General features: G+C 68.1%; 21 protein-coding genes. 12 read left to right on the top strand and 9 right to left on the bottom strand.

The annotated features are described in order from the left end of the window. Positions 1–32: 32 nt before the first annotated feature. The 6 genes from ctaE to H289_RS34055 all read left to right on the top strand — a co-directional run bounded on the left by ctaE (position 33) and on the right by H289_RS34055 (position 4,924). On the top strand, positions 33–644 hold the full coding sequence (gene ctaE, locus H289_RS0124960; protein WP_029105707.1) for an aa3-type cytochrome oxidase subunit III: 612 nt from the start codon (positions 33–35) through the stop codon (positions 642–644). A 35-nt stretch (positions 645–679) separates the two neighbouring features. Further along, on the top strand, positions 680–1,507 hold the full coding sequence (gene qcrC / locus H289_RS0124955) for a cytochrome bc1 complex diheme cytochrome c subunit (RefSeq protein WP_196810088.1): 828 nt from the start codon (positions 680–682) through the stop codon (positions 1,505–1,507). Next, the gene (gene qcrA, locus H289_RS0124950) at positions 1,504–2,667 is read left to right on the top strand and encodes a cytochrome bc1 complex Rieske iron-sulfur subunit (protein WP_020103576.1); all 1,164 of its coding nucleotides are present in this window, start codon (positions 1,504–1,506) and stop codon (positions 2,665–2,667) included. Before qcrC ends, qcrA begins: the two co-directional genes overlap by 4 nt. Then, complete coding sequence (gene qcrB, locus H289_RS0124945) at positions 2,664–4,301, top strand: cytochrome bc1 complex cytochrome b subunit (RefSeq protein ID WP_020103575.1); 1,638 nt, start codon at positions 2,664–2,666, stop codon at positions 4,299–4,301. Before qcrA ends, qcrB begins: the two co-directional genes overlap by 4 nt. A 234-nt stretch (positions 4,302–4,535) precedes the next feature. Further along, positions 4,536–4,865, top strand: a complete 330-nt coding sequence (locus H289_RS32050; RefSeq protein WP_231388122.1) for a TetR-like C-terminal domain-containing protein — start codon at positions 4,536–4,538, stop codon at positions 4,863–4,865. Further along, on the top strand, positions 4,814–4,924 hold the full coding sequence (locus tag H289_RS34055; protein ID WP_353583772.1) for a hypothetical protein: 111 nt from the start codon (positions 4,814–4,816) through the stop codon (positions 4,922–4,924). The genes H289_RS32050 and H289_RS34055 overlap by 52 nt, the downstream gene beginning before the upstream one ends. Before the next feature lie 3 nt (positions 4,925–4,927). Here the strand turns inward: H289_RS34055 and H289_RS0124935 are convergent, their stop codons facing one another. The 4 genes from H289_RS0124935 to ctaC all read right to left on the bottom strand — a co-directional run bounded on the left by H289_RS0124935 (position 4,928) and on the right by ctaC (position 8,082). Next, a complete protein-coding gene (locus H289_RS0124935; protein ID WP_020103573.1) occupies positions 4,928–5,599 on the bottom strand; it encodes a DUF2561 family protein in 672 nt (223 codons plus the stop codon). Next, on the bottom strand, positions 5,600–6,424 hold the full coding sequence (locus H289_RS0124930) for a hypothetical protein (protein ID WP_020665456.1): 825 nt from the start codon (positions 6,422–6,424) through the stop codon (positions 5,600–5,602). A gap of 187 nt (positions 6,425–6,611) precedes the next feature. Then, positions 6,612–7,031, bottom strand: a complete 420-nt coding sequence (locus H289_RS0124925) for a cytochrome c oxidase subunit 4 (RefSeq protein ID WP_020103569.1) — start codon at positions 7,029–7,031, stop codon at positions 6,612–6,614. A 10-nt stretch (positions 7,032–7,041) separates the two neighbouring features. After that, positions 7,042–8,082: an aa3-type cytochrome oxidase subunit II gene (gene ctaC / locus H289_RS0124920; protein ID WP_020103568.1), complete on the bottom strand. Its 1,041-nt coding sequence runs from the start codon at positions 8,080–8,082 to the stop codon at positions 7,042–7,044. A gap of 138 nt (positions 8,083–8,220) precedes the next feature. Here ctaC and asnB point away from each other — a divergent pair, with 138 nt between their 5' ends. After that, on the top strand, positions 8,221–10,176 hold the full coding sequence (gene asnB / locus H289_RS0124915) for an asparagine synthase (glutamine-hydrolyzing) (protein ID WP_020103567.1): 1,956 nt from the start codon (positions 8,221–8,223) through the stop codon (positions 10,174–10,176). 77 nt (positions 10,177–10,253) lie between these two features. Here the strand turns inward: asnB and H289_RS0124910 are convergent, their stop codons facing one another. Then, positions 10,254–11,225 carry a carbohydrate kinase family protein gene (locus H289_RS0124910; RefSeq protein WP_020103566.1) on the bottom strand — a complete coding sequence of 324 codons (972 nt, stop codon included), beginning with the start codon at positions 11,223–11,225 and terminating at the stop codon, positions 10,254–10,256. 194 nt (positions 11,226–11,419) lie between these two features. Here H289_RS0124910 and H289_RS0124905 point away from each other — a divergent pair, with 194 nt between their 5' ends. After that, positions 11,420–11,932 carry an Rv0361 family membrane protein gene (locus H289_RS0124905; RefSeq protein ID WP_020103565.1) on the top strand — a complete coding sequence of 171 codons (513 nt, stop codon included), beginning with the start codon at positions 11,420–11,422 and terminating at the stop codon, positions 11,930–11,932. Positions 11,933–11,962: 30 nt separating this feature from the next. Here the strand turns inward: H289_RS0124905 and H289_RS0124900 are convergent, their stop codons facing one another. After that, on the bottom strand, positions 11,963–12,331 hold the full coding sequence (locus tag H289_RS0124900) for a HesB/IscA family protein (RefSeq protein WP_020103564.1): 369 nt from the start codon (positions 12,329–12,331) through the stop codon (positions 11,963–11,965). Between the two features lie 45 nt (positions 12,332–12,376). Then, the gene (locus tag H289_RS0124895) at positions 12,377–13,441 is read right to left on the bottom strand and encodes a glycerate kinase family protein (protein WP_020103563.1); all 1,065 of its coding nucleotides are present in this window, start codon (positions 13,439–13,441) and stop codon (positions 12,377–12,379) included. A 71-nt stretch (positions 13,442–13,512) separates the two neighbouring features. Here H289_RS0124895 and H289_RS0124890 point away from each other — a divergent pair, with 71 nt between their 5' ends. The 4 genes from H289_RS0124890 to H289_RS0124875 are packed head-to-tail and all read left to right on the top strand — an operon-like array spanning position 13,513 to position 16,512. Further along, complete coding sequence (locus H289_RS0124890; RefSeq protein WP_020103562.1) at positions 13,513–14,193, top strand: DUF3043 domain-containing protein; 681 nt, start codon at positions 13,513–13,515, stop codon at positions 14,191–14,193. Between the two features lie 5 nt (positions 14,194–14,198). Next, a complete protein-coding gene (locus tag H289_RS0124885; RefSeq protein WP_020103561.1) occupies positions 14,199–14,723 on the top strand; it encodes a bifunctional adenosylcobinamide kinase/adenosylcobinamide-phosphate guanylyltransferase in 525 nt (174 codons plus the stop codon). Beyond that, positions 14,723–15,793: a nicotinate-nucleotide--dimethylbenzimidazole phosphoribosyltransferase gene (gene cobT, locus H289_RS0124880; RefSeq protein WP_020103560.1), complete on the top strand. Its 1,071-nt coding sequence runs from the start codon at positions 14,723–14,725 to the stop codon at positions 15,791–15,793. Before H289_RS0124885 ends, cobT begins: the two co-directional genes overlap by 1 nt. Next, positions 15,790–16,512: an adenosylcobinamide-GDP ribazoletransferase gene (locus H289_RS0124875; RefSeq protein WP_020103559.1), complete on the top strand. Its 723-nt coding sequence runs from the start codon at positions 15,790–15,792 to the stop codon at positions 16,510–16,512. The genes cobT and H289_RS0124875 overlap by 4 nt, the downstream gene beginning before the upstream one ends. A gap of 70 nt (positions 16,513–16,582) precedes the next feature. Here H289_RS0124875 and H289_RS0124870 read toward each other — a convergent pair whose 3' ends face one another. Both H289_RS0124870 and gcvT read right to left on the bottom strand, forming a co-directional pair. Continuing rightward, on the bottom strand, positions 16,583–17,701 hold the full coding sequence (locus H289_RS0124870; protein WP_020103558.1) for a branched-chain amino acid aminotransferase: 1,119 nt from the start codon (positions 17,699–17,701) through the stop codon (positions 16,583–16,585). 42 nt (positions 17,702–17,743) lie between these two features. Beyond that, the gene (gcvT, locus tag H289_RS0124865; protein WP_020103557.1) at positions 17,744–18,838 is read right to left on the bottom strand and encodes a glycine cleavage system aminomethyltransferase GcvT; all 1,095 of its coding nucleotides are present in this window, start codon (positions 18,836–18,838) and stop codon (positions 17,744–17,746) included. Positions 18,839–18,946: the final 108 nt, after the last annotated feature.

Genomic DNA, 18,946 nt, shown 5'->3' with positions numbered 1-18,946 from the left:
TTCAACAACTACAAAGCGTCATACTTACCGCTGTGACGAGCGCTGTAGGTACCTCCGGAACCGCGATCACGTCGCGGGTGCATTCGCTGAACCGGCCGAATATGGTCAGTGTCGGCACCATTGTGTGGCTTTCCAGTGAGTTGATGTTCTTTGCTGGACTGTTCGCAATGTATTTCACCGCGCGCGCCCAGGCAGGCGGCGTATGGCCGCCTCCCCCCACGCACCTGAACCTGGCCGAGGCCGTTCCGGTGACGTTGGTGCTGATCGCGTCGTCGTTCACCTGCCAGATGGGTGTGTTCGCCGCCGAGCGCGGTGACGTCTTCGGCCTGCGCCGGTGGTACGTCATCACGCTGCTGATGGGCACGTTCTTCGTCGGTGGCCAGGCGTTCGAGTACTTCATGCTCGTCAGCGAAGGCACCACGATCCCGAGCAGCGCCTACGGTTCGGTGTTCTACCTGGCGACCGGCTTCCACGGCCTGCACGTCATCGGCGGTCTGGTGGCGTTCATCTACCTGCTGGCCCGCACGAAGATGAGCAAGTTCACCCCGGCTCAGGCCACCGCTGCCATCGTTGTGTCCTACTACTGGCACTTCGTCGACATCGTGTGGATCGCCCTGTTCGCCACCATCTACTTCGTTCGATGATCGGCTCGCCGATGCGCTTCCTGACCAACTCGTCGATGAGAAGGGGTTCGATGACCAGCAAGTCCCGCCGTCGGTTACACCGGCGCCTTTCAGCAGCCATGTTGCTGCTGCTCGGACTTCTAGTCGCTGGTGGCCTGGCGGCCACCCTGACGCCGCGGCCCCAGGTCGCGAAGGCCGACGAGTCGCAGTTGGCTCTGCTGCGCACCGGCAAGCAGCTGTTCGAGACGTCGTGCGTCTCCTGCCACGGCGCCAACCTGCAGGGTGTGACCGACCGCGGCCCGAGCCTCATCGGCGTCGGCGACGCGGCCGTCTACTTCCAGGTGTCCACCGGCCGCATGCCCGCCATGCGCGGTGAGGCCCAGGCACCCCGCAAGGACCCGGCGTTCGACGAGCACCAGATCGACGCCCTCGGTGCCTACATCCAGGCCAACGGCGGCGGCCCCCAGGTTCCGCGTGACGCCAACGGCCAGATCAACCAGCACTCGTTCCTCGGTGAGAACGTCGCCCGCGGTGGCGACCTCTTCCGCCTGAACTGCGCGTCCTGCCACAACTTCACCGGCAAGGGCGGCGCACTGTCGTCGGGCAAGTACGCGCCCGACCTCGGCAAGGCTGCCGAAGTGCCGGCGCAGGTGTACACCGCCATGCTCACCGGCCCGCAGAACATGCCCAAGTTCTCGGATCGTCAGCTGACCCCGGAAGAGAAGCGCGACATCGTCGCCTACGTCCACGAGTCGGCGAATGCCCGCAGCCAGGGCGGCTACGGCCTCGGCGGCTTCGGCCCCGCGCCCGAGGGCATGGCGATGTGGATTATCGGGATGGTCGCCGTGATCGGCGCGGCTATGTGGATCGGAGCTCGCGCATGAGCGAGAACGTGAACATTCCCAGTGACGATGAGCTGCGCGAGATGTCGCGCGAGGAGCTCGTCGAACTGGGCGGAAAGATCGACGGCGTCACGACCGTCTTCAAGGAACCCCGCTGGCCCGTCGAGGGCACCAAGGCCGAGAAGCGCGCCGAGCGTCAGGTCGCGGCCTGGCTGCTGCTCGGTGGCCTGTCCGGCCTGGCCCTGCTGCTGGTGTTCCTGTTCTGGCCGTGGGAGTACAAGCCGTTCGAGTCCGAGGGCGAGTTCATCTACTCGCTGGCGACCCCGCTGTACGGCCTGACCTTCGGTCTGTCGATCCTGGCGATCGGCATCGGCGCGGTGCTCTTCCAGAAGAAGTTCATCCCCGAGGAAATCTCGATCCAGGACCGCCACGACGGCGCCTCCCCCGAGGTGCACCGCGCCACCGTCGCGGCCAACCTGACCGACGCACTGGAGGGCTCAACCCTCAAGCGCCGCAAGCTGATCGGCCTGTCGCTCGGCGTCGGCCTGGGTGCGTTCGGCCTGGGGACCGCGGTCGCCTTCATCGGCGGTCTGATCAAGAACCCGTGGAAGCCGGTCGTGCCGACCGCCGAGGGCAAGAAGGCCGTCCTGTGGACGTCCGGCTGGACCCCGCGTTTCCACGGCGAGACCATCTACCTGGCTCGGGCCACCGGCCTGCCCGGTGAGTCCCCCTTCGTGAAGATGCGTCCCGAGGACATCGACGCGGGCGGCATGGAGACCGTGTTCCCGTGGCGCGAGTCCGATGGCGACGGCACCACCCTCGAGTCGCACGAGAAGCTGTCGAAGATCGCACTCGGTGTGCGTAACCCGGTGATGCTCATCCGCATCAAGCCCGAGGACCTGTCCCGCGTGGTCAAGCGCAAGGGCCAGGAGAGCTTCAACTTCGGTGACTTCTTCGCCTACACCAAGGTGTGCTCGCACCTGGGCTGCCCCTCGTCGCTGTACGAGCAGCAGACCTACCGCATCCTGTGCCCCTGCCATCAGTCGCAGTTCGACGCGCTGCACTTCGCGCGGCCGATCTTCGGTCCGGCGGCCCGCGCCCTGGCGCAGCTGCCGATCACGATTGACAAAGAGGGCTACCTGGTCGCCAACGGCGACTTCATCGAACCCGTCGGACCGGCATTCTGGGAGCGCAAATCATGAGTCCCAAGCTCGCTGACATCGCTGCCGCACAAGGCGACGCGATCGACTCGCGGTACCACCCGTCGGCCGCCGTACGCCGGCAGCTGAACAAGGTCTTCCCGACGCACTGGTCCTTCATGCTCGGTGAGATCGCGCTGTACAGCTTCCTCGTGCTGCTGCTCACCGGTGTGTACCTGACGCTGTTCTTCGATCCGTCGATGACCGAGGTCATCTACAACGGCGTCTACCAGCCGCTGCGCGGCGTGCAGATGTCGCGTGCCTACGAATCGGCCCTGGAGATCTCGTTCGAGGTCCGCGGCGGTCTGTTCGTGCGCCAGATTCACCACTGGGCCGCGCTGATGTTCGCCGCGTCGATCATGGTCCACCTGGCGCGCATCTTCTTCACCGGCGCGTTCCGCCGCCCGCGTGAGGCCAACTGGATGATCGGCTCGGTGCTGCTGATCCTGGCCATGTTCGAGGGTTACTTCGGCTACTCGCTGCCCGACGACCTGCTCTCCGGTATCGGTCTGCGCGCCGCCCTGTCCTCCATCACCCTGGGTATCCCGGTCATCGGCACCTGGATGCACTGGGCCCTGTTCGGTGGCGACTTCCCGGGCAACATCATCATCCCGCGCATGTACGCCCTGCACATCCTGCTGATCCCGGGCATCATCCTGGCCCTGATCGGCGCCCACCTGGCGCTGGTGTGGTTCCAGAAGCACACCCAGTTCCCCGGCCCCGGCCGCACCGAGAAGAACGTCGTCGGCGTGCGCGTCATGCCGGTGTTCGCGATCAAGGGTGGCGCGTTCTTCGCGCTGGTGACCGGCATCCTGGGCATCATGGGTGGTCTGCTGCAGATCAACCCGATCTGGGAACTGGGCCCCTACAAGCCCTCGCAGGTGTCCGCCGGTAGCCAGCCCGACTTCTACATGATGTGGACCGAAGGCCTGGCCCGTATCTGGCCGGCCTGGGAGTTCTACCCCTTCGGCCACACCATCCCCGCCGTCATGGGTGTCGCCGTGATCATGGGTCTGGTGTTCGGTCTGCTGATCGCCTGGCCGTTCCTGGAGAAGAAGTTCACCGGCGACGACGCCCACCACAACCTGCTGCAGCGTCCGCGTGACGTGCCGGTCCGCACCGCCATCGGTGCCATGGCCATCGCGTTCTACATGGTGCTCACCCTGGCCGCGATGAACGACATCATCGCGCTCAAGTTCGACATCTCCCTGAACGCCACCACCTGGATCGGCCGCATCGGCATGGTCGTTCTGCCCGCGGTGGTCTACTACCTGACCTACCGCTGGTGTGTGGGTCTGCAGCGCAGCGACCGCGCCGTCCTCGAGCACGGCATCGAGACCGGCATCATCAAGCGGCTGCCGCACGGCGCGTACGTCGAGCTGCACCAGCCGCTGGGCCCGGTCGACGACCACGGCCACCCCATCCCGCTGGAATACCAGGGTGCCGCACTGCCCAAGCGCATGAACAAGCTCGGCTCCGCCGGCTCCCCCGGCACCGGCAGCTTCCTGTTCGCCGACTCCGCCGTCGAACAGGAAGCCCTGGCCGACGCCGAACACGCCGCCGAGCACAAGGCACTCACCGCCCTCAAGGAATACCAGGACGAGATTTCGCCCAACGGCTCCAACGGGCATCACTAGTTCGATCTACGGTTTCGGCCCGGTCTGGTTTCCACCAGACCGGGCCGAAGTCGTTTTCGGGTCCCACTCCCCTACCCCACCCGTTTTTCTTGCGTTGCGTCTGCGCTGAGGGTGAGAAAAGTCGAGTGCCGTGCGTCCTCAGCACAGGCTCGACGGGGCGGGAACGCCGAGCTAACCGTTTGCGGCGAACGCCGCCTCGATCCAGTTGCCGAACTCGCACGCCAGGTGCCACCGGTGCTGAGCGATCATGTACGGCGCGGTGAGCCAAGGGAATTCGACGCACAGCCGCGCGTGCGGACCATGCAGACCAGGTTCTGGGAGGAACGCTTCCGGCGCAGTGGCGCGGTCGTCGACCGCGCGATCACCCGCGGCGAACTTCCGCCGGGCACCGATCCGCGCGCAGTGCTGGAGATGGCCGCCGGCCCGGTGTATTTCCGCTCCCTGTTCACCGTGGACGCGGTGACACCCGCGGCGAACTTCCGCCGGGCACCGATCCGCGCGCAGTGCTGGAGATGGCCGCCGGCCCGGTGTATTTCCGCTCCCTGTTCACCGTGGACGCGGTGACACCCGCGTATCTCAGTGAGACAGCGCGACGCACCATCCGCGCCTTCGCGCAGCGCTGAGCGTCAGGCTGCGCGGGCGTCCTCTGCCGACGCCTCCAGCACGGCGTGCAGACCGCGCAGGCAGTACCAGGGAATGGCGACCATGGCGACGGTGATGACGACTGCGAGGCCGTACAGGATCCAGGCCAACTCGTCGTGGCGGTCGGCCAGCATGTACGCGCCGAGGAAGACGAACAACGTCGCGCCGCCCATGGCCGCGGCGATCCCGAGCGTGCAGCGCAGCCACAGCTGATCCACCGCCGCCACCGGAAACCCGAGCATGCTGGTCGCCGGCGACGCCGAATAGCGGCGCACGACCGGATCGTCGAAGGAGCGCAACGCACTCTGCGGGAGTTCACCGGCGGGACGACGGTCGTCGCCCTCGGACGGACCGCCCCCGAGCAGCGGCAACGGTGCCGCCCCACCGCGACGGGCACGCAACAACAGCGGGATGGCGCCCACGATCACCGCCGCGGACACCGCGATGACGGAGTACAGCAGCCACGGCGTGTGCGACGACGCCGCACCCGACGGGTGCCGGGTACCAAGGTCCACCATCGCGACGACAGCGGCCACCCCGGCGCCCAGGGCCGCCAACCACAGGGCCACAGAGCCACCGAGCAGAAGACGGTCCAACTGGTCGGGGCTGCCGCCGGTCACTCGCGACCGGGTTGAAGTCTCAGCGTTGTACGGCATTTAACAGCTCGTCTGCCAATCATCGTTTGTCTGCGAGGCCAGCGTCTGGCCGTCGCTGGTCACAATCGAACAGTTCAGGTGACTCAGCCGCAGGAGGCTGGAGGCCTGCACCGAGCCCACGTCGGACATCGAGATCGGTGTCAGAGTGATCATCCACGGGATGTAGACGTTCTGCTGGGTGCGCTGGCGTCCCGCGGCATCGGTGTACGTCACCGAAATCCGGTCCAGCGGCGCCTTCGTGCCCCAAATCCGGTACGTGACATACCGCGGCCCGGTCGGCGGCGCCGACGTCGTCGCCGGCGGCGCGGCCGCGGCGGTGCTGGGCGGCGGAGGCGGCGGCTCTTCCGACGGCGGTGGCGGCGGCGGCTGGGTCACGGTCACCGTCGACGGAGGCGGCGGTGGTGGCGGCGGGGGCGGCTCGGTTGTCGTGGGCGGAGGCGGCGGTGTGGTCGTGGTGGTGAACTCGTCCTGGAACGGCGGCGCCGACGTGGTGCTCGTCGACGGCGTCGCCACATTCTCCGAGTCGGTGTTGCGGGTCACCAGGATGGCGACGGACGCCACCAGCGAGATGGCGGCGATGATCGCGACGACGCCGACGACCCACGGCCACCGCGGCGGCGGGGTGTCGTCAGCTTCGGATTTGGCCTCGTAGCTGTCGTAGTCGTACAGCGCGGGCTCCGGTGGCACGTACGGCGCGATGGTGAAGTGCTCGGATTCGGGCGCAGAGTAGGCCTGCGAATAGATCTCGGTTTCGCCGGTGCCTTCACCGGCGCCCGATGGCTCCCGGGCCGCATCATCCGAGCCCGGGGAATGTGACCCGCTCACGTACGCCTATCCCTCTCGACCACTGTGTCGCTGCAGCTGGGGAACACCGCCTACGGCGACATTCCAGCCTTCGGCAGACATTACCCAACATGGGCCCGGCATGGCCGTACCGGACGGTGCCAGAGGACCATCTGACATACGGTTGTGACCTGACCGCAGAGCGATCAGGTCACAGGGGCCGTATGTGTCAGTGCTTCTCGGGGCCGGTGTAGTACTCGAAAACCAGGCCGGCAACGGTGGCCAGCACGAAGCAGACGCCGGCGACGATCAGCCAGGGCAGCCACAGGCCGATACCGACCGCGGTGGTCGAGGCCGACAGCGCGATCAGCAGCGGCCACCAGCTGTGCGGGCTGAAGAAGCCCAGCTCGCCGGCGCCGTCGGAGACCTCGGCGTCTTCGTAGTCCTCGGGCCGGGTGTCGAGGCGACGGGCCACGAACCGGAAGAACGTGCCGATGATCAGCGACAGGCCGGTGGTCAGCACCAACGCGGTGGTGCCGGCCCACTCGATGCCACCGTTCGCGTACAGCGCGGTCAGCGCGCCGTAGCCGACGGTCGCCAAGGCGAAGAAGGCAGTCAGAATCTCGAAAAGTCGGGCTTCGATATGCATGGCGTATCCCCTACTTGCTCGCCTGAGCCGGCGAACCGACCTGCTCGCCGCGGCGAGAGTCGAACGGATGGGTCGTCTGGGCCACCGGCGGCAGGCCGATCGACACCAGGGCGTCGGCGTTGGTCGCCTTCGGGTGATCGATGCGGTACTGCAGGTAGGCCTTGAACTGCTCCGGCTCCACGACGCGCACCTCGAAGTTCATCATCGAGTGGTACGTGCCGCACATCTCGGTGCAGCGGCCGACGAACGGACCGGTCTTCTCGATCTCGGTGACCTGGAAGATGTTGTCCGAGTGGTTGGCCTCGGGGTTCGGGATGACGTCCCGCTTGAACAGGAACTCCGGCACCCAGAAGCCGTGGATGACGTCGGCCGAGGCGATCTGGAACTCGATGCGCTTGCCCTTCGGCAGAACCAGGATCGGAATCTCGGTGCTGGTGCCGATGGTCTCGACCTTGTCGAAGTTCAGGTAGCTGCGGTCCTCGGGGTTCTCGCCGCGGATCGGGCCGACCTTCTCCTCGCCGTGCTCGTCCTTGCCCTCGGGCTTGGACTTCATGGCTTCCTTACGGGCCGCGTCGGCGCCGTCGTAAGAGAAGGTGTTGTCCTTGAAGGCAACCTTCTGGTAGCCGAACTTCCAGTTCCACTGGAACGCGGTGACGTCGATGGTGACCTCAGCAGGCTTGCTGTGGTCCATCATCTTCTCCTGCACCACGACGGTGAAGTAGAAGAGCACCGAGATGATGAGGAACGGCACGACGGTCAGCACCAGCTCCAGCGGCATGTTGTAGCCGAACTGGCGCGGCAGCTCCGTGTCCGTCTTCTTCTTGCGGTGGAACGCCATGGCCCAGAAGATCAGCGCCCACACAATGGCGCCGACGACGAACGAGGCGATGACCGACCAGACCCAGAGGTCACGGTTGGCGTGGGCTTCGGGGGTAATACCCTCCGGCCAGCCCAGGCCGAATACGGTCTGCCAGCTGCATCCGCTGAGCAGCAGCGTCGACGCGCCGAGAATGGCGGACAACGCCACCAAACGGAGCCCGCGAGCGGTCACGTTGAGGCCCTCCTAGAGGTCGGTCAAGCCGGTCGAATACTACGCAGCGTAGACCACGCCCGCAGCGCCGAGCGAAGCGACCGGCCAATCGGCAGCGTCGGTTCTGAGTTCACCTGCCTGAACAGGCATACTGGCGCCGTGTGCGGACTGCTGGCCTATCTGGCCGACCCTGTTGCCGACCATTCCACTGACCTCGTGAACGCGGTCTCGGATGCCACGCATCCGATGCGTCACCGGGGTCCGGACGAGTCGGGCGCCTGGGCCGACGACAGCGATCCGACCGACGGTCATCACACCGTCGTCCTCGGCTTCAACCGGCTGTCGATCATCGACATCGCGCACAGCCACCAGCCGCTCCGCTGGGGTCCGCCCGAGGCCCCGAACCGCTACGCGCTGGTGTTCAACGGCGAGATTTACAACTACCTCGAGCTGCGTGAGGAACTGCGCGCCGAGTTCGGTGCCGAGTTCGCCACCGAGGGCGACAGCGAGGCGATCGTCGCTGCCTACCACTACTGGGGCACCGCGGCGCTGAACCGCCTGCGCGGGATGTTCGCCTTCGCGCTGTGGGACACCGAGACCCGCGAACTGTTCTGCGCGCGCGACCCCTTCGGCATCAAGCCGCTGTATCTGGCGACGGGCCCCGGCGGCACCATCGTGGGCAGCGAGAAGAAGTGCATCCTCGACCTGGCGGCCCGCGCCGGCGTCGACCTGAGCATCGACGAGCGCGCCGTCCAGCACTACACGGTGCTGCAGTACGTGCCCGAGCCCGAGACGCTGCAGCGCGGGATCCGCCGGCTGGAGTCGGGCAGCTACGCCCGTATCCGCCCGGGCCAGCAGCCCGAGGTGACGCGCTACTTCAAGCCGAAGTTCGCCGCTGTGCCATTTGTCACAGGGCAGGAGCAGGCGCGGTACGACGAAATCACCGCCGTGCTGGAGGATTCGGTCGCCAAGCACATGCGGGCCGACGTCACCGTCGGCGCGTTCCTGTCCGGCGGCATCGACTCCACCGCGATCGCCGCGCTGGCGATGCGGCACAACCCCAAGCTGATCACCTTCACGACAGGCTTTGAGCGCGAAGGCTTTTCGGAGGTCGACGTGGCCGTCGCCTCCGCCGAGGCCATCGGGGCGCGGCACGTGACCAAGGTCGTCAGCCAGGCCGAGTTCGTCGCGGCGCTGCCCGAGATCGTCTGGTACCTGGACGAGCCGGTGGCCGACCCAGCGCTGGTGCCGCTGTTCTTCATCGCCCGCGAGGCTCGCAAGCACGTCAAGGTGGTGCTCTCCGGCGAGGGCGCCGACGAGCTCTTCGGCGGCTACACCATCTACCGGGAACCGTTGTCCCTCAAGGCTTTCGACCGCGTCCCGCGGGGCCTGCGGCGCGGGCTCGGCAAGGCGTCCAAGTCGCTGCCGGACGGTATGCGCGGCAAGAGCCTGCTGCACCGCGGGTCGTTGACGCTCGAGGAGCGCTACTACGGCAACGCCCGCAGTTTCTCCGACGAGCAGTTGCAGGCGACCCTGGCGCAGTTCAACCCGGAGTGGACCCACACCGATGTGACGGCGCCGATCTACGCCGAGTCCGCGGGCTGGGACCCGGTGGCGCGCATGCAGCATCTGGACCTGTTCACCTGGCTGCGCGGCGACATCCTGGTCAAGGCCGACAAGATGACAATGGCCAATTCACTGGAACTGCGGGTGCCGTTCCTCGATCCCGAGGTGTTCGCGGTCGCGTCCAAGCTGCCATACGACCAGAAGATCACCCGCACCACAACCAAGTACGCGCTGCGCCGGGCCCTCGAGCCCATCGTGCCCGCGCATGTGCTGCACCGCGCGAAGCTGGGTTTCCCGGTGCCGATCCGGCACTGGCTGCGTTCGGGCGAGCTGCTGGAGTGGGCCTACGCGACCGTCGACGCGTCACAGGCCGGGCATCTCATCAACCTGGACGCCGTCCGGCAGATGCTCGAGGAGCACCGCAACGGCGTCAGCGATCACAGCCGCCGGCTGTGGACGGTGCTGATCTTCATGCTGTGGCACGCCATCTTCATCGAGGGCAGCGTCACGCCGCAGATCAGTGAGCCCGTCTACCCCGTCGAACTCTGACCGCTACGCCGAAAGTGCGGGAAACGACCGCGAATTCGCACTGAATTCGGTCATTTCCCGCACTTTCGGCGTAGTGCTTATGCGAGCGCTGCGGCGATCTCGTCGGCCGCTTCGCCGCCGAACGCGGCCGACAGCCGCGGCAGCGCGGTGGCCTTGTCCCAGGTCCACTCCTGCGGACCCGGCGCCTCGAGCACCAGGGTGGCGACGAGTGAGGCCAGCTGAGCGGCCCGCTCCAGGCTCAGGCCGGCGCCACGGCCGGTGAGGAAGCCGGCGCGGAACGCGTCACCGATACCGGTCGGGTCGACCTTCTCGTTCTCGGGCACGACGTCGACGTGGACGAACGAACCGTCGCCGACGATGTCGACGCCCTTCTCCCCCAGTGTGGTGACGCGCAGCTCGATCTGGCTCATCACCTCGGCCTCGGACCAGCCGGACTTCTGCAGCAGCAGGTCCCACTCGTAGTCGTTGGTGAACAGGTAGGCGGCGCCGTCGATGAGGCGGCGGATCTCCTCACCCGACAGGCGGGCCAGCTGCTGGCTGGGGTCCGCGGCGAACGGCAGACCCAGCTTCCGGCATTCCTCGGTGTGCAGGAACATGGCCTCGGGGTCGTTGGCGCCGATGATCACGAGCTCGGGCTCACCCTGGGCGGCGACGAGATCGGCCAGCTTGATGTTGCGCGCCTCGGACATGGCGCCGGGGTAGAACGACGCCAGCTGCGCCATGTCCTCGTCGGTGGTGCAAACGAATCGGGCGGTGTAGGCAGAGTCGGACACCAGCACCTGCGAGCAGTCGACGCCGTGCGACGTGAGCCAGCCGCGGTACTCGTCGAAGTCCTTGCCCACCGCGCCGACCAGCGTCGGGCTGCCACCCAGGATGCCGATGGCGTAGGCGATGTTGCCGGCGACGCCGCCGCGGTGCACCACCAGGTCGTCGACCAGGAAGCTCAGCGACACCTTCTGCAGGTGTTCGGCCAGCAACTGCTCGGCGAATCGGCCCGGGAAGCGCATCAAATGGTCGGTCGCGATCGATCCGGTCACGGCAATGGTCATTCGGCGAGCTTACCCAGCGCAGCCGTAGTAGTCGGACCGGTCCACCCGCGCGGGTGCGCTAGCCTGTGGACAACATGGACGGCGCATATCCGTACCCGGAATCGATTCCCCCGCAGCCGGGTCCGGGGAACCCCACCTACGGTGCCCCCTATGGTGGCCCGCCCGCCTCTTACCCGACGACACTTCCACCGGCCGTGGAGTATCCGTCAGGCGGCGGTAACAACACCAAGCGAATCCTGCTGGTCGTCGGCGCCGTGGTTGCGGTCGTCGCCGTCATCGGCGGCATCATCTTCGCGGTTCGCAGCACCAGCGATCGCGGCCTGACCGACGCCTCCGCCAAGTCCGCCATCCAGGGCTACCTAAATGCGTTGCTGCAACAGGACAAGCAGACCGTGGCACGGCATGCCCTGTGCGGCCTGTATGACGGCATCAAGGATCACGCCACGGATTTCACCGTGGCGAATCTGGCCAGTGATGCGTTCCGCAAGCAGTTCGGTCAGGCGGATGTGACGTCGATCGACAAGATCGTGATGCTGTCACCGAATCAGGCGCAGGTGCTGTTCACCATGAAGGTGGCGCCGTCAGGCCGGCTGCCGCGCGGTTCGGGACCGAAGAACAACGAATTGCAGGCTGTCGCCCAGCTGCTGGTGCAGCCGCGCGAGACCCTGGTCTGCTCGTACCTGCCGCGTCCGGCGGACTCCCTGTAGGAGACCGCCGGACCAGCACGGTCGGCTATCTCAGTTGAACGAATCGCCGCAGGCGCAGGAGCCGGTGGCGTTCGGGTTGTCGATGGTGAAGCCCTGCTTCTCGATGGTGTCGACGAAGTCGATGGTGGCGCCCTGCACGTACGGGGCACTCATGCGGTCGACGGTCAGGTTGACGCCGCCCACGTTGGTGGTGAGGTCACCATCAAGGGTGCGGTCATCGAAGAAGAGGTTGTAACGCAGGCCGGCGCAGCCGCCCGGTTGCACGGCGATACGCAGCGCGAGGTCGTCACGGCCTTCCTGGTCCAGCAGAGCCTTGGCCTTGGCGGCCGCCGCGTCCGACAAGATCACGCCGTGGGTCTCGGTCGAGGTACCGGTGCTGGTCGCGTCCTCAACAGTCATTGCATCTCCCTGGTGCATCGATTACCTGGCACTATCCAGGCACCATCAACGGTACCTTGTCGGGCCGTTATTCCCGAGTTCAGCGGCTACGCCCGTAGCTAATCCGGTCAGCTGGTTGGCCGCGTCGCTCATGGCCAGCTCCACCGAACCGGCGTGATCGGTGATCGAATACGCGGCCTCGATGCCGGCGTCGGCCAGCGCGGACGGGTCCAGCGTCACCTGCCCGGCCAGCACCAGGACAGGCGTGCCGCCGGCCTGGCCCACCAGTGCGCTGATCACCTTGCCGTGCAGCGATTGGTCGTCGAACCGGCCCTCACCGGTGATGACCAGGTCCGCGGCAGCCAGGTCGGCGGCCAGCCCGGTGTGCGTGGCGATGACCGTCGCGCCCGATTCGCGCCGTCCGCCCAGCGCCAGCAGCGCCGCGCCCAGGCCGCCGGCGGCGCCGGCTCCCGGTTCGACGGCGACGTCGCGGCCGGCCACCGATTCGAGTTCGCGGGCCCACGCCGTGAGCCGCTGCTCCAGCAGTTCCACCGTGGCGGGGTCGGCCCCCTTCTGCGGACCGAACACCGCGGCCGCACCCATCGGCCCCAGCAGCGGATGTTCGACGTCGGAGGCGACGATGACCTCGACGCCGGCCAACCTCTGACATGCCGGCGTCAGCCCGCCCAGCGCCGCGACGAGACCCAGACCGCCGTCGGTGCACGAGCTGCCGCCGAGGCCCACGACCACTTTCTGCGCGCCCGCCGTCAGCGCCGCGTCGACGAGTTGCCCTACCCCGAAGCTGGTGGCGTCCAGCGCGGTCCGCACCGTCGGCGGCCCGCCGAGCAGCGCCAATCCGCAGGCCTGCGCACACTCGATATATGCGGTGTCCTGGTGCAGCACCCAGTGCGCGGTGACGTCGCGATCGAGCGGGCCGCGCACCGTCGCCGTCCGCAGACCGCCCAACCGTTCGGCCAGGACGTCGACGAAGCCCGGGCCGCCATCGGACTGCGGGGCGAGCACCAGCGTGTCGGCCGGCCGCGCGACGGTCCAGCCCGCGGCGATGGCCGCCGCGGCCTCGACCGCGGTGAGGCTGTCGCCGTAACAGTCGGGGGCGACGAGGACTCTCATCGGAGCAGGTTAAGCCGCCCACAGCTCGGGTGCATGACGGCCGAGCCCGGCGACCGAAGTAACCTGACACCGTGAATCTGCTGGGCCGCAAGAAGGACAACGCCGACTCCGGAGACGAGAGCGGCGGAGCTGACGACGTCAACGTGACTGTCGACTCGGACGACGACGCCGGGGCCCGGACCACCGCGCCCAAGGGCCGCCCGACCCCCAAGCAGAGCGCGAACCGTAAGCGCGGCCCCGTTGCACCGGCGCCGATGACGACGGCCGAGGCGCGCAAGCGGCGCAAGGAGCTCCGCAACTCGAAGACGAAGGAAGAGCGCAAGGCCGACCGCGTCGCCCGCCGCGCCGACATGGATGCGCGCCGCGCCAAGATGATGGCGGGCGACGAGGCCTACCTGTTGCCCCGCGACAAGGGCCCGGTCAAGCGCTACGTCCGCGACCTCGTCGATTCCCGGCGCAACGTGCTGGGGCTGTTCATGCCGTCGGCACTGGTGCTGGTGTTCTTCATGATGGCGCTACCGCCGGTGCAGACGCAGGGCCTGTTGTCGGTCGCGATGCTGGGTCTGATGGTGATCATGGCCATCGACGGTGTCCTGCTGAGCCGGCGCATCAACAAGCGGGTCGACGCGAAGTTCCCGGGCAACACCGAAAGTGGTTGGAAGCTGGGCTTCTACGCGTCCAGCCGGGCCTCGCAGCTGCGCCGCATGCGCGTGCCGAAGCCGCAGGTCAGCCGCGGAGACAAGGTCGACTGAGCCCGGTGCGCACCCTGGTTCTCGGCGGCATCCGGTCGGGAAAGTCGCAGTGGGCCGAGGATTGGATCGCCAGTACGGCGGGTCCGAGCGGATCGGTGCGCTATGTCGCGACCGGGTCCGTCGACGGCGACGCCGACTTCGCCGCCCGGGTTTCAGCCCATCGGAACCGCCGGCCGGCGCACTGGTCAACCGTCGAATCCGCTGACGTGGCAACGACTTTGCGTGAGTCGGCTGCCGCCACCATGGTCGACGACATCGGCGGCTGGCTGGTCGCCGCGATGGACCGGCGCGGCGCCTGGACCGGCGGATCGATCCAGGCCGATATCGACGAATTGACCTCGGCAGTCAGCGCATTCACCGCGCCACTGGCCCTGGTCAGCCCGGAGGTCGGCCTGACCGTCGTCCCCGCCACGGAGTCGGGCCGCCGTTTCGCCGACGAACTGGGCTCGCTCAACCAGCGCCTGGCCGCGGTCTGCGACCGGGTGGTGCTTGTAGTGGCCGGCCAGCCTCTCACCGTCAAGGAGTCCTGATGAGCGATCCCCGCGCCCAGTTTCCCGATCTCACCAAACCGGACGCCGACGTGCGGGCGGCCGCTCTCGCGCGCCAGAACACCCTGACGAAACCGCCCGGCTCGCTGGGGCGCCTGGAGGAACTGTCGGTCTGGGTGTCGGCGTGCCAAGGCGTCTGTCCGCCAAAGCAATTCGAGCGCGCCCGCATCGTGGTGTTCGCCGGCGACCACGGGGTGACGGCCGCCGGCGTCTCAGCGTTCCCGTCCGAGGTCACCGCGCAGATGGTGGCCAACTTCGACGCCGGCGGCGCCGCCATCAACGTGCTGGCCGAGGTGGCCGGCGCGACCGTGCGCGTCGCCGACATCGCCGTCGACGGCGAGGCCCACTCCCCCGCGATCGGCGCCCACAAGGTGCGGCGCGGCAGCGGCAACATCGCCGTCGAGGACGCGCTGTCGACGGAGGAGGCCGTCGCGGCGATCGCGGCGGGTCGCACCATTGCCGACCAGGAGGTCGACGCGGGCGCCGACCTGCTCATCGCCGGCGACATGGGCATCGGAAACACCACTCCGGCAACGACTCTGGTCGCCGCCCTCACCGCAACCGAACCCGTCGCCGTGGTCGGCCGTGGCACCGGCGTCGACGACGAGGGCTGGGCCCGAAAGACCGCGGCCATCCGCGACGCGCTGTTCCGCGCCCGTCAGGTCAAGGCCGATCCCGTTGCGCTGCTTGCCGTTTGCGGCGGCGCGGACCTGGCGGCCATGGCCGGCTTCCTGGCCCAGGCCGCGGTCCGGCGCACCCCCGTCCTGCTCGACGGCGTGGTGGTGACGGCCGCGGCGCTCGTCGCCGACCGGCTGGCCCCCGGCGCGAAGGCGTGGTGGCAGGCCGGCCACCTGTCGACCGAACCCGCTCACGCGGTGGCGCTGCAGCGCCTGCAGTTGACCCCGATCCTGGACCTGGGCATGCGCCTCGGCGAAGGCAGCGGTGCCGCGGTGGCACTGCCGGTGCTGCGGGCCGCGGTCGCGACGCTGGCGTCCATGGCCACGTTCGGCGAGGCGAACGTCAGCGACAAGCCGGCCGACAAGACATTGTGATCTCTTCCCTGGCTTCGGCTTTCGCATTCAGCACCGTCCTGCCGGTGCGCAGTAGCCGGCCGTTCGGCCGGGGCACACTGACCGCGCTGCCGGCGGTGGGCATCGTTCTCGGCGGTATCGCCGCGGCCGTCGTGTGGGGCGCGGGGCATGTGTACGTGACCGGCCCGCTCGCCGGGCTGCTCGCGGTGGCGGTGCTGCTCCTGCTGACCCGCGGACTGCACATTGACGGACTGTCCGACACCGTCGACGGCCTCGGCTGTTACGGCCCGCCCGAGCGAGCCCTGGCCGTCATGCGCGGCGGCACCGCGGGCCCGTTCGGGGTGGCCGCGATCGTGGTGGCGATCGGCGCGCAGAGCATGACGTTCGCTGCGCTGAGCCCGGTGGCGGTCGTCGTCGCCGTCACCGCCGGCCGGGTCGCCGCGCTGGCGGCCTGCCGCACGTCGGTACCGGCCGCGCCGGGCAGCACGTTGGGCGCGCTGGTCGCCGGTAGTCAGCCGGTGTGGGTGGTCGCGGCGTGGACGGTGGCGCTGGCCGCCGCGTCCGCGTGGGCGACGCCGCGACTGTGGCAGGGCCCCGTGGTCGTGCTCGTCGCGCTGGGAGTCACCGCGCTACTGGTGGCGCATTGCGTCCGCCGGTTCGGTGGGATCACCGGCGACGTACTGGGTGCGGCCGTCGAGGTCACGACGACACTGACCGCCCTGGGACTGGCCGTCCACTAGCCGCCGAATGTGAAGAAGATCGCGAGATTTCAGACTGGAATCTCGCGATCTTCTTCACGTTGGCGCTGGGTCAGCCCAGGCGGGTCATCCAGTTGTGGGTGTCGGCGAAGGTGCCGCGCTGAATACCGGTCAGGGTGTCGCGCAGTGCCATGGTGACCTCACCGGGCTGGCCGTCGCCGATGGTGAACTCGCCGGCCGATTCGCCGTGCCCGTACTTCACGTGCGCGACGGGCGTGATGACGGCCGCGGTCCCACAGGCGAACACCTCGGTGATCTCGCCCGCGGCGGCCTTCTTCTGCCACTCGTCGATGTCGATCTTACGTTCCTCGACGGCGAAGCCGGCGTCAACCGCCAACTGCAGCAACGAATCCCGTGTGATGCCGGGCAGCAGCGAGCCCGACAGCTCGGGGGTGACCAGGCGTGCCGAGCCACCGCTGCCGAACACGAAGAACAGGTTCATGCCACCCATTTCTTCGACGTACCGGCGCTCGATGGCGTCCAGCCAGACCACCTGGTCGCAGCCCATCTCGGCAGCCTGCGCCTGCGCCAGCAGCGAGGCGGCGTAGTTGCCGCCGAACTTGGCCGCACCGGTGCCGCCGGGGCTGGCCCGCACGTACTCGGTCGACAGGTACACCGACACCGGCTTGATGCCGCCCTTGAAGTACGCGCCGGCGGGCGAACCGATCACCAGGTAGCGGTACTCGTTGGCCGGGCGCACGCCCAGGCCGGGCTCGGTCGCGATGATGAACGGCCGCAGGTACAGCGACGCCTCACCACCGGCAGCCGGCACCCACTCGTTGTCGACGGCGATCAGCTGGCGCAGTGACTCGACGAAGACGTCGCCGGGCAGCTCCGGGATGGCCAGGCGCCGGCACGACGACTGCAGCCGGGCGGCGTTGGCCTCCGGGCGGAACGACACTATCGAACCGTCGTTCCAGCGGTAGGCCTTCAGACCCTCGAAGACCTCCTGCGCGTAGTGCAGGACGATCGCCGACGGGTCCAGCTCGATGGGCCCGTATTCGGTGACCCGCGCGTCGTGCCAGCCACGGTCGACGGTGTAGTCGATGGCCACCATGTGGTCGGTGTGGAACCGCCCGAATCCGGGGTCGGCCAGTACCTGAGCCCTTACCTCGTCGCTCGCCGGGTTGCTCGCGCGCGAAACGGTGAATTCGAGGGGGCCATCGGTCATATGCCGATTGTATCGCCCGTGGCTAGCGCGTTTTCGCCGCGGCTAACGCGTCTTCGCCGCCACGAACGGCGGCGCCACGACCTCGCATTCGAGCGCCCGGCCGCGGACGTCGACGGTCACCCGCGCGCCGTCGGCGATGTCGGCAGCGGTGTCGAGCAGCGCCAGCGCGATGCCGACCTTGAGGCTCGGTGAAAAGGTGCCCGACGTGGTGATGCCCACCGGCTTGTCGCCGTCCAAGACGGTGAGGTCGGCCCGCAGCACGCCACGGCCGACCGCCTTGAGGCCGCGCAGCGTCCGCTTCGGACCGGCTTCCTTCTCCGCGAGCAGGGCGTCGCGGCCCCAGAACGCATCCTTCTTCCAGCCGATGGCCCAGCCGCAGCGGGCCTGCAGCGGCGAAATGTCCAGCGACAGTTCATGTCCGTGCAGCGGGTAGCCCATCTCGGTGCGCAGGGTGTCGCGCGAGCCCAGCCCGGCGAGTTCACCGCCGGCATCTTTGACCGCGGCGACGAGCGCGTCGAACACCACGCCCGCGCGGTCCCACTCGGGCAGCAATTCGTAGCCGTGCTCGCCGGTGTAGCCGGTGCGGCACACGCGGACCGGGACGCCGTTGTACTCGGCGTCGGCGTAGCCCACGTAGTCCATGTCGGTCGGCAACCCGAGCGCGGTGAGCACCTCGGTGGACTTCGGCCCCTGCACGGCCAGCACGGCGTAGGAGCGGTGCTCGTCGGTGATGGTCAGTTCGGGCGGGGCGACGCGCTGCAGCTCGGCGACCACCGCGGCCGTGTTGGCCGCGTTGGGCACCAGGAAGATCTCGTCATCGGAGACGTAGTAGGCGATCAGATCGTCGATCACACCGCCGGACTCGTTGCAGCACAACGTGTATTGCGCCTTGCCCGGGCCGATGCGGCGAAGGTCGTTGGTGAAGGCGGAGTTGACGAACTCGGCTGCGCCTGGGCCACGCACCAGTGCCTTGCCGAGGTGGCTGACGTCGAAGAGCCCGACGGTCTCGCGGGTGGCGTTGTGTTCGGCCACGGTGCCTGCGTACGACACCGGCATCAACCAGCCCCCGAATTCGGCGAAACTCGCCCCGAGTTCGCGGTGACGGTCTTCCAGCGGGCCCTGCAACAGTTCGCTCACGGCCAGTCAGCCTAGTGCTTACGCCTCGGATCGCAGTCGGTATGTGGCTGTGATCCGAGGCGTTGTCGAAGGTCAGATCGCCCCGCCATCCCGCTGATAGCTGTCAGA

It is taken from the genome of Mycobacterium sp. 360MFTsu5.1 (assembly GCF_000383495.1).
Lineage (GTDB): Bacteria > Actinomycetota > Actinomycetes > Mycobacteriales > Mycobacteriaceae > Mycobacterium > Mycobacterium mucogenicum_B.
This window is presented reverse-complemented; position numbering and strand designations above follow the sequence as displayed.

Excerpts from the sequence above, each read along its gene's own strand:
- H289_RS34055 (WP_353583772.1), top strand. The coding sequence starts at position 4,814 with ATGGCCGCCGGCCCGGTGTATTTCCGCTCCCTGTTCACCGTGGACGCG.
- H289_RS0124925 (WP_020103569.1), bottom strand. The coding sequence starts at position 7,031 with ATGCATATCGAAGCCCGACTTTTCGAGATTCTGACTGCCTTCTTCGCC.
- qcrB (WP_020103575.1), top strand. The coding sequence starts at position 2,664 with ATGAGTCCCAAGCTCGCTGACATCGCTGCCGCACAAGGCGACGCGATC.
- H289_RS0124935 (WP_020103573.1), bottom strand. The coding sequence starts at position 5,599 with ATGCCGTACAACGCTGAGACTTCAACCCGGTCGCGAGTGACCGGCGGC.
- H289_RS0124895 (WP_020103563.1), bottom strand. The coding sequence starts at position 13,441 with ATGAGAGTCCTCGTCGCCCCCGACTGTTACGGCGACAGCCTCACCGCG.
- H289_RS0124910 (WP_020103566.1), bottom strand. The coding sequence starts at position 11,225 with ATGACCATTGCCGTGACCGGATCGATCGCGACCGACCATTTGATGCGC.
- H289_RS0124900 (WP_020103564.1), bottom strand. The coding sequence starts at position 12,331 with ATGACTGTTGAGGACGCGACCAGCACCGGTACCTCGACCGAGACCCAC.
- H289_RS0124870 (WP_020103558.1), bottom strand. The coding sequence starts at position 17,701 with ATGACCGATGGCCCCCTCGAATTCACCGTTTCGCGCGCGAGCAACCCG.
- qcrC (WP_196810088.1), top strand. The coding sequence starts at position 680 with ATGAGAAGGGGTTCGATGACCAGCAAGTCCCGCCGTCGGTTACACCGG.
- qcrA (WP_020103576.1), top strand. The coding sequence starts at position 1,504 with ATGAGCGAGAACGTGAACATTCCCAGTGACGATGAGCTGCGCGAGATG.
- cobT (WP_020103560.1), top strand. The coding sequence starts at position 14,723 with ATGAGCGATCCCCGCGCCCAGTTTCCCGATCTCACCAAACCGGACGCC.